The sequence below is a fragment of the Novacetimonas hansenii JCM 7643 genome, from assembly GCF_000964405.1.
Classification (GTDB): domain Bacteria; phylum Pseudomonadota; class Alphaproteobacteria; order Acetobacterales; family Acetobacteraceae; genus Novacetimonas; species Novacetimonas hansenii.
In genome coordinates this window covers 20,489-30,000 of record NZ_BANE01000182.1, presented here as the reverse complement: position 1 = coordinate 30,000, position 9,512 = coordinate 20,489, and the positions used below count along the sequence as shown (strand labels likewise).

The window sequence follows — 9,512 nt, the reverse complement described above, 5'->3', positions numbered from 1 at the left end:
TTATAATTTCAGTATGTTATCGAGGATGACTTTTCAAACAGTCTCGTAAGACAACCTGCACCGACATACAGGCCCGATACAAAAACAGGGACCAGCCCGGATGGCTGGTCCCTGTTACATGCATCGCGACACGGTTGCCACACGCGGCTTTTTCAGATCCAGACGGCGTCTTTAAGCCACCGCCTGTTTCAACGACGCGCCCCCCCCGGAACGTCATTATTCCAGCAGGTTATGGACGCATCCTGCCCTTGGTGGCCTTAAGGTTATTTGACAAGCGTGATCTTCATGCCCTGTGCCGCCGCGGCAAGGCGTCCGCCCTTGCTCTGCGTCACCAGCTTGATCTTCACGCCGTTGGGGTTGCTTAACACGATGCCACCAACACCCGTGCCGGCCGTCGCCTCACCATTGACTGCGGCATAACTGCCTTCAAAATCCTTCACCTCATGAAGGTTATAGACCTCGCCACTGCCAGTGACCTTGGAATATCCGACAGCCGCGATGGACCCCCCATCAATACGGAAGCGATAGGTATGGTGCTGGAACGTCAGGCGCCCCGACCCCCATGTCCGGCCAATCCCGATATCGGCGGACTGGACCTTGATCGTGACACGTCCCGCAGGCGTCCCGAGTGCATCGTCAGCATACGCGGCGGCACCAAGAAGGGGCATCGACATCAGGGCGACAGCCGCCGCGCGGGTTACCATACGAATCATTGAATTCTCCTGCTTCCGTTGCCGTCATAAGGACCATAGCCATGACATAATGCGCCACGGGGGTTCAGGTTCCACACCCCCACGGCCATGACACGATCTGCTATCAGCCCGCGCGACGCAGGCGTTCGTCCATGCGGCGCACGCGTGCCTTGCGCACGGGGGCTTCGGCCTCGCGGTCCTGCGGGGCGCCGACCTCGTTCACGATGGCGGCCAGTTCACGCAGCGAGGTCTTGCCATCGGGGGTGCGGCAGATCAGGACCGAACGGCCATCCATCGGGTCACGCACACGCTTGACCAGACGCAGGTCCTCAAGCCGGTCGAGCGCGCGGGTAATCGCGGGCTTGGAGACGTTGAGGTCCGCCGCAAGGCCACGCACCGTATGCGGCCCGTCCTGCAGATAGCAGGTGAGATAGACCCCAAGCTGGCGCGCGGACAGGTCCGGGCCATCGCGGCGCACCATGGAGACAATGGTATCGCGCAGAGTGTTAATCATCGAATCCGAACCTGATGACTGTGCCATCATTTCAATCCTTGTTTTGCTATCCATGACCGACCCCGGCACGAAGACTCTGCGCCCCGCCGACATGGGATAAGATGGTGTTGCACATATAATTGGCAATTACGGCATATATAAGTCGCATAATGCAAATTAGTTTCCGGATCGGATCGTTACATCAGTGTCCTATTCTGTCCTCGAAATTAAATATTTTTAATATTCCTCCGTAAGCCGCTCTTAAACAAAGACTTTCTCCACCCTCCGGTCGACCGGGCCGTGCAGAATCATTCCACCCATACGTATCGATATGAGCCCAGCGCACATCAGTTTTGACAAAATTCCGCAAAAACAGGGCGGCTGTGACCGCCCCCGCCATGGGTCGGGATGAAATATTGTTCATATCCGCCACCGAACTGCGCAGCCATTCGCGATACCCATCCCACAGGGGCAGGCGCCACATCGGGTCGGCGCACATATCCCCCGCCGCCAGCAGGTGCGCCGCCACGGCATCATCATTGCTGAACAGCGCGGGCAGGTCCGGCCCCAGCGCAACCCGTGCCGCCCCCGTCAGGGTCGCGGCATCCAGCAGCAGGTCGGGGGCGGAGTCGCAGGCCTCACTCAGCAGATCGCACAGCACCAGCCGCCCTTCGGCGTCGGTATTTCCGACCTCCACCGTCTGACCCGACCGCGTGACAATCACGTCGGACGGCCGCATGGCATGGCCCGACACGCTGTTTTCAACACAGCCCAGCCGCAGTTCCAGCCGCAGCGGCAGATCACGCAGCATGACCAGACGCGCCAGAGCCAGCATCAGCGCCGCACCGCCCATATCCTTCTTCATCCGCAACATGGAGGAGGCGGGCTTGATGTCATACCCGCCGGTATCAAAACACACCCCCTTTCCCGCCAGCGACAGCAACGGCGCATTCGCGTCCGCCGTGCTGCCGCGCCATTCGGCCACGACAACGCAGGCGGGGCGATCCGATCCCATCCCGACATGCGCCACGGTCGGATACGCGGCCTGCAACGCATCCCCAGTGATGACGCGCACCTGCGCGCCAAGCGGAAGCAGGGTGTCCTGCGCCACGTGCGCAAGGTCGGCAGGCCCCATCAGGTTGGGTGGCGTGTTGATCAGGTCACGCGCCTGACACATGCAGGCCGCCACCTGTGCCGCGCCGATCGCCTGTTCCGTCACGACCAGACGCGCCGCCGCCATACCTTCGGAGCGTGCGCGCCCGAAGGCAGGCATGCGATAGGCCCCAAGGCAGAACCCAAGGACAATATCATCCGCCGCCACGTCCGCCGGCGCCAGCACACGCCACGCCCCGGCCGGCAGGCGCGCGGGCAGCACACCGGATACGAAGGGATCGCACGCCCCTCCTTCCTGCCCGTCGCCCAATCCCAGCAGCGCCGAATCCACGCCCTTTTCCCCCGGCAGCAGCAGCACCTGGCCATGGGTCGCACCAAAACCGGCATCATGCGCAAAGGCCGCCGCAGGCGCACCGATCAGTGCGGCAAGGTGCGGCACCTGCGCGGGGCGCACCGCATGGACCACGCGCACCGGCAGGTCATCTGCCGCGGATTGGCGCAACAGGCAGGGAAAATCATCAAGTGTCATGGCGTCACCCTTTCAGGTCGTTTGCCACCCCAGCGTGCGTCCGCCACGCACGCCATGCAACCTGTCGCACGCGATATGCTGGTTTTGCTTGCATTTACCCGCCACTCGCCAGAGCATACGGGTATGACGGGTGTACCCACGGGGGCTGGCCCCCTTCATTCCGCCGCCGGACGCGCGACCGGCATTTCGTCCTCCGCGCAGGTGCGCGCCGTACTCGGCCCCACCAACACCGGAAAGACGCATCTGGCCATCGAACGGATGCTGGCGCATGCCAGTGGCATCATCGGCTTTCCGCTGCGTCTGCTCGCACGCGAAAATTATGACCGCATGGTCGCACGCAAGGGCGTGGGGGCCGTGGCCCTCATCACGGGCGAAGAAAAAATCGTCCCCCCCAACGCACGCTGGTTTTCCTGCACGGTGGAGGCCATGCCCCTCGACCGGCGGGTGGCGTTCGTCGCGGTCGATGAAATCCAGCTCTGTGCGGATCCAGATCGTGGACACATCTTCACCGACAGGCTGCTGCATGCGCGCGGACAGGTGGAGACGATGTTCCTGGGCGCCGACACCATCCGCCCCCTGTTGCGGCGGTTGGTGCCGGGGATCGAGATCGAACACCGTCCCCGCCTGTCACACCTGGCCTATACAGGGGCAAGCAAGCTGACACGCCTGCCGCCACGTTCGGCCATCGTCGCGTTTTCCGCAGCCGAGGTCTACGCCATTGCCGAACTGATACGCCGCCGTCGTGGCGGGTGCGCGATCGTGATGGGCCAGCTCTCGCCGCGCACGCGCAATGCGCAGGTCGCGCTGTACCAGAACAAGGAGGTGGATTACCTTGTCGCGACAGACGCGATCGGGATGGGGCTGAACATGGATGTCAACCATGTCGCTTTCGCCAGCCTGTCCAAATTCGACGGCACGCGCATGCGCCCGCTGACACCCGCGGAAATCGCACAGGTGGCGGGACGCGCCGGGCGGGGCCTGCGCGATGGCACATTCGGCACCACCGCAATGTGCCGCCCCCTGTCGGAAGACGTCGCCGAAGCCGTGGAAGAGCATCGCTTCGACCCGCTGGCGCGCCTGTCATGGCGTAACAGCGACCTTGATTTTTCCTCACCCGACGCCCTGCTCTCAAGTCTGGGGCGCTCGCCGCCGCGCCCCGAACTGACGGCAGGGCATGAGGCGTCGGATGTGCTGGCACTCGCCAGCCTTGCCGCAAGCCCCGAAATCCGCACCATGGCGCGGTCGCGCGCGGCAACGCGCCTGCTGTGGGAAAGCTGCCAGATCCCGGATTTCCGCAAGCTTGGCGATGACAGCCATATCCGTTTATGCGCGCGCATCTTTTCCCACGTCATACGTGACGGCCGCGTCCCCCCCGCATGGATGGACGGGCAGATTGCCGCCTTCCTGCGGCCGGAGGGCACGATCGATTCGCTGATGCATCGCCTGTCGGGCATTCGCGTGTGCGCCTATATCGCCGCACGCCCCGACTGGCTGCGCAATGCCGAATATTGGCAGGAGCGCACGCGCGATGCGGAAAACCAGCTCTCCGACGCGCTGCATGCGCAACTGACCGCCCGCTTCGTGGACCGCCGGGCCGCCACCCTGATCCGGCGATTGGACGAGGGCAGTGCAGAGGACCTGCTTTCCGCCGTCACCGCACAGGGCGACGTGCTGGTGGAGGGACATCCCGTCGGGCGTATCGCCGGCCTGGAGCTGAAGGCCGAAAGCTTTGACGAGCCGGATCGACGGTTGCTGATGCGCGCGGCGCGACGGGCGGTGCGCACCGAAATCCCGCGGCGCGTGCATGTGCTGGCCCATGCGCCCGACTCCTGCTTCGGCTTTGCGCAGGATGGGCGGCACCTGATGTGGGAAGGCGAGAATGTTGCCCGCCTGCGCCATGGCCATGACCTGCTGCACCCACGTATCGAGGTGCTGGACAACCCGCTGCTGGACAATGTGCAGCGTGAACGCATCCGCGAACGCCTGCATGAATGGCTCGACCGCCACGTGCGCGAGGTGCTGGCCCCCCTGTTCGCGGCACAGGCGGCAGTGCCTGACGACCCGATGCTGCGTGGCATCCTCCATCGCCTGATGGAGGATGGCGGCGTCACCATGCTGGCACGCGACGAGGCGCGTTCACGTGTCCTGCATGGGCATCTGGGGCGTCTGGGCATCCGTATGGGGCATCTCGCCCTGTTCATGCCCGCCCTGATGAAGCCACGCTGCATGCGGCTGCGTGCGATCCTGACCTGCGCGCATATGGAGACGGATATCCCCGAACTGCCTGCCGCCAGTGTCGTGTCCGTCCCTCACGACATGCTGCCTGCGACATTCATGGACCGCATGGGCTGGATGCGGGCCGGGCCGGTGCGTATCCGCGCCGATATCGCCGACAGGCTGGTGACGGAACTGACACGCCAGACGCGACATCATCCGGTGCCACTGTCGAATGCCCTTGCATCCCGCCTGAGCATCCGGCGCGACGCCATCCAGGCCGTGCTCAAGGGACTGGAAATCCATGTCCGGCCCACACGCCCATTGCACCCGGCGCAATTCGGCCCCCCTGCCCCCGCCATGCTGGTGGGACGCCTGCGCCGTGCCCCGGCCCATAGCCCGGCCCATGCGGCGGCGGCCACCGACATCCCGGGTCAGTCCCGCCGCCCCACACGGGGCCGCACGACCACAGGCGCACGCAAACATGCGTCCATGGCCGCCACGCAGCACAGGCAGGATCAGGCGGACCATCCCTTTGCCGTGCTGGCGGTACTAAGGGAACGACGGTCATGAGCCGCAAGGCCGCACGGGACAATGGTGGGCGGGAGGAAACGACACAAACGACGGCCCCACAGGCCCAGCGCCTTGACCTGTGGCTGTTTCATGCCCGTTTCGCGCGGAGTCGTAATGATTGCGCGGAATTCATCGCGGCGGGACAGGTGCGCATCAACCGCCAACGCACCGTAAAGGCCCATGCACAGGTGCATCCCGGCGATATCCTGACATTGCCAGCGCCGGATCGACGCAGCGTCATGGTCATCCGGGTGGCAGGCTTTGCCCGCCGCCGCGAAGGCGCATCGGCTGCACGGATGCTATATGACGTTATTCCAGAAATTGACGAAATGCAGCGCAAGTAACCCACGCGATCAGGGATTATTCATTTGTGGGCGTCTTTGACTTGCCACAATGGCAAAACCCTCTCATATCTTCGCCCATTCCGGATGAGGTTTTCTGCCCATTGCTGGCGCCCTCATCTCATGTCCCTGGCTGAAGATATACTGCTTTGGCCTGTAAATAATGATCGGAGATAGGCGATGACCTATGTGGTCACCGAAAACTGCATTCGCTGCAAATTCATGGATTGCGTCGAGGTTTGCCCCGTCGACTGCTTCTATGCAGGTGAGAACTTCCTGGTGATCAGCCCGGACGAATGCATCGACTGCGGCGTGTGCGAACCGGAATGCCCGGCCGAGGCAATCTTTCCCGACAGTGATGACCGTGCCACCGCATGGGCGGAAATCAATGCCAAATACGCAGGTGTATGGCCCAACATTACCCGCAAGGGCGATGCCCCCGCCGATGCGGAAGAATGGAAGGACAAGCCCAACAAGGCCGAACTGCTGTCGCCCGAACCGCACAAAAACTGATCCCGGCAACATCGTCCCATCAAAAAGGGCCGGCGAGGAAAATCCTCGCCGGCCCTTTTTTTGACCATTGCCCGGATACCCCAGGGGATATCCGGACCGGGCTGATATCGCTTAGCGCGACATCATGTTGATCGAGGTGTCATGCATGATGAAGATCGTGCCGCCAACCAGGATCAGAACCGTCACGACCGTAAAAGCAAAGGCCATGATGTTCCAGCGCTGTTCGGAAGAACCGTTCATATGCAGGAAGAAAATCAGGTGAACAACGATCTGCACCACGGCAAGGAGCGTGATCGCCCCCATGGTCCCGGACGGCGAGAACGTATGCGCCATCACCAGACCGAAGGCCGCAGCCGTCAGCAGAACAGAAATTACGAACCCGGTGAGGTAAGACCCTACACTCCCGTGGCTCTCACCCGCAGAGGATGTATGTGCATCAGCCATCAGACCACACTCATCAGATAGACAAAGGTGAAAACACAGATCCAGACAATGTCCAGAAAGTGCCAGAACAGGCTGAGGCAGGTAAGCTTGCCGATCATGCGCTCGTTCAGCTCGGTCTTGCCAGCCGTCTGGAACAGCAGGACCGCCATCCACAGCAGGCCGCAGGTGACATGCAGACCATGCGTGCCAACCAGCGTGAAGAACGACGACAGGAACGCACTGCGATCCGGGCCGTTGCCTTCGGCAATCATGTGAGAGAACTCACGGATTTCCATGAACAGGAAGCCCAGGCCCAGCAGGAAGGTAACCCCCAGCCAGACCCGCATCGTGCTGATCTTGTTCGCGTGTGCGGCGATCATGCCGAAACCGTAGGTGATGGAGCTGAACAGCAGGATCGCCGTTTCAATTCCGACACCAGACAGTTCAAAGACCTCATGACCGTTCGGTCCGCCGTTAAACTGGGTCCGCAGCACCGCGAACACAGCAAACAGCGTGCCGAAGATGATGCAGTCCGTCATCAGATACAGCCAGAACCCAAACACCACGGGAGATTCGTGGTGTTCTTCGTGGGCGTGGGCCGCATCAGCAGTAATATTATGCGCCATTATTCTGCTGCCTGTGCTGCCATAAGGTTGTGGGTATGCTCGTTTTCAATGCGGGCAACCTCGGAAACCGGCACATAGTAGTCGACATCGTTGTCGGACGAACGGGCGATCACCGTAGCGATGACACCAATCAGACCAACAGCAGCCAGCCACCAGATCCACCAGATAGCTGCAAAGCCAAGGATGAAGCTGAACGCACCGATCAGGAAACCACAGGCCGTGTTCTTCGGCATATGGATGGGCTGGTAATCAGCACCCGCAGAGCGCGTGTCGATACCGGCTTCCTTGTCATGGGCAAACGCATCGAGTTCATGAACAACCGGCAGAACCGCGAAGTTGTAGAACGGCGGCGGCGAAGACGTGGACCATTCCAGGGTACGAGCGTTCCAGGGATCGCCCGTCATGTCACGGTTTTCAGCCAGGTTACGATCACGGATCGAAACATACAGCTGCGTCAGCTGGCACACGATACCCAGGGCGATCAGGACCGCACCGAATTCCGCGATCAGCAGCCACGGATGCCATGCGGGGTTGTCGTAGTGGTTCATACGACGGGTCATGCCGTCGAAGCCCAGCACATACAGCGGCATGAACGCAAAGTAGAAGCCAACGAACCAGAACCAGAACGCCCGCTTGCCCCATGCTTCATTCAGCTTGAAGCCGAAAGCCTTGGGGAACCAGAAGTTCATCGCCGCGACGTAGCCGAAATACACACCACCGATAATCACGTTATGGAAGTGGGCGATAACGAACAGACTGTTATGCAGCACGAAGTCCGAAGCCGGGATCGCAAGCATAACGCCGGTCATGCCACCGATGGAGAAGGTGATCATGAAGCCGATGACCCAGTACATGGTCGCGTGGAATTCGACGCGGCCCTTATACATGGTGAACAGCCAGTTGAAGATCTTCACGCCCGTCGGGACCGCGATGACCATCGTCATGATGCCAAAGAACGCGTTGACGTTCGGGCCGGCACCCATGGTGAAGAAGTGGTGAACCCACACAACCAGCGACAGGACCATGATGGAGGCCGTGGCATACACCATCGTCTTGTAGCCGAACAGCGGCTTGCGGGAGAAGGTCTGGGTGATTTCAGAGAAGGCGCCAAAAGCAGGCAGCACCAGGATGTACACTTCGGGATGGCCCCAGCCCCAGATCACGCTCAGATAGAGCATCTGGTTGCCGCCACCATCATTGGTGAAGAAGTGCATGCCCAGGTAACGGTCAAGACCCAGCAGACCCATCGCAACGGTCAGGATCGGGAAGGCCACCATGATCAGCACGGTCGTGCAGAAGATGGTCCAGGTGAACACCGGCATCCGCATGTAATCCATGCCAGGCGCGCGCATCTTCACGATCGTCGCAAAGAAGTTCACACCCGTCAGAAGCGTGCCGACACCCGACAGCTGCACCGCCCAGATATAGTAATCAACACCGACGCCGGGGCTGAACTGCTGTTCGGACAGGGGGGGATACGCAAGCCAGCCGCACTGCGAGAACTCACCAATGAACAGCGAGACGTTGACCAGCAGGAAGCTGATGGTCGTCATCCAGAAGCTCAGTGTGTTCACGAACGGGAAGGCAACGTCGCGCGCACCGATCTGCAGCGGGACCACAATGTTCATCAGACCCTGCATGAACGCCATGGCCATGAAGAAGATCATGATCGTGCCGTGGGCGGAGAAGATCTGGTCATAATGGTGCGGCGGCAGATAACCGGGATTCCCGGCATAGGCCAGCGCAAGCTGCGTACGCATCATGATGGCGTCGGCAAAACCGCGGAACAGCGCAACCAGCGCAACCACGATATACATGACACCAATACGCTTGTGATCGACCGAGGTCAGCCACTCACGCCACAGGTAGCCCCATTTGCCGTAATAGGTGATCAGACCCAGAACGGCCAGTCCCGCAATCGCGGCACCGATGAAGGTCCCTACAAGGATCGGCACATCAATAGGAATGGCCGACCAGGTTAATTTTCCTAACATC

General features: G+C 61.3%; 9 protein-coding genes. 3 read left to right on the top strand and 6 right to left on the bottom strand.

What is annotated here, in order from left to right; all coding sequences use genetic code 11:
• Window positions 1-263: 263 nt before the first annotated feature.
• From B7G66_RS12505 to B7G66_RS12495, 3 genes are all read right to left on the bottom strand, one after another.
• Complete coding sequence (locus B7G66_RS12505) at window positions 264-710, bottom strand: hypothetical protein (RefSeq protein ID WP_040511652.1); 447 nt, start codon at window positions 708-710, stop codon at window positions 264-266.
• Between the two features lie 106 nt (window positions 711-816).
• Entirely contained in the window at window positions 817-1,260 is a 444-nt protein-coding gene (locus B7G66_RS12500; protein ID WP_371861420.1) for a MarR family winged helix-turn-helix transcriptional regulator, read from the bottom strand.
• Window positions 1,261-1,387: 127 nt separating this feature from the next.
• A complete protein-coding gene (locus tag B7G66_RS12495) occupies window positions 1,388-2,827 on the bottom strand; it encodes a leucyl aminopeptidase family protein (protein WP_003618239.1) in 1,440 nt (479 codons plus the stop codon).
• 123 nt (window positions 2,828-2,950) lie between these two features.
• Here B7G66_RS12495 and B7G66_RS12490 point away from each other — a divergent pair, with 123 nt between their 5' ends.
• From B7G66_RS12490 to fdxA, 3 genes are all read left to right on the top strand, one after another.
• On the top strand, window positions 2,951-5,614 hold the full coding sequence (locus B7G66_RS12490) for a helicase-related protein (RefSeq protein WP_080545508.1): 2,664 nt from the start codon (window positions 2,951-2,953) through the stop codon (window positions 5,612-5,614).
• A complete protein-coding gene (locus B7G66_RS12485; protein WP_003618235.1) occupies window positions 5,611-5,958 on the top strand; it encodes a S4 domain-containing protein in 348 nt (115 codons plus the stop codon). Before B7G66_RS12490 ends, B7G66_RS12485 begins: the two co-directional genes overlap by 4 nt.
• A gap of 177 nt (window positions 5,959-6,135) precedes the next feature.
• A complete protein-coding gene (gene fdxA / locus B7G66_RS12480; RefSeq protein WP_003618231.1) occupies window positions 6,136-6,468 on the top strand; it encodes a ferredoxin FdxA in 333 nt (110 codons plus the stop codon).
• A gap of 111 nt (window positions 6,469-6,579) precedes the next feature.
• Here the strand turns inward: fdxA and cyoD are convergent, their stop codons facing one another.
• From cyoD to cyoB, 3 genes are read right to left on the bottom strand one after another with little or no spacing between them, the layout of a single operon-like run.
• Entirely contained in the window at window positions 6,580-6,912 is a 333-nt protein-coding gene (gene cyoD, locus B7G66_RS12475; RefSeq protein ID WP_003618229.1) for a cytochrome o ubiquinol oxidase subunit IV, read from the bottom strand.
• Complete coding sequence (gene cyoC, locus B7G66_RS12470; RefSeq protein WP_003618226.1) at window positions 6,912-7,517, bottom strand: cytochrome o ubiquinol oxidase subunit III; 606 nt, start codon at window positions 7,515-7,517, stop codon at window positions 6,912-6,914. The genes cyoD and cyoC overlap by 1 nt, the downstream gene beginning before the upstream one ends.
• Window positions 7,517-9,511, bottom strand: coding sequence for a cytochrome o ubiquinol oxidase subunit I (gene cyoB / locus B7G66_RS12465; protein WP_003618224.1), 1,995 nt, complete (start codon window positions 9,509-9,511; stop codon window positions 7,517-7,519). The genes cyoC and cyoB overlap by 1 nt, the downstream gene beginning before the upstream one ends.
• Window position 9,512: the final 1 nt, after the last annotated feature.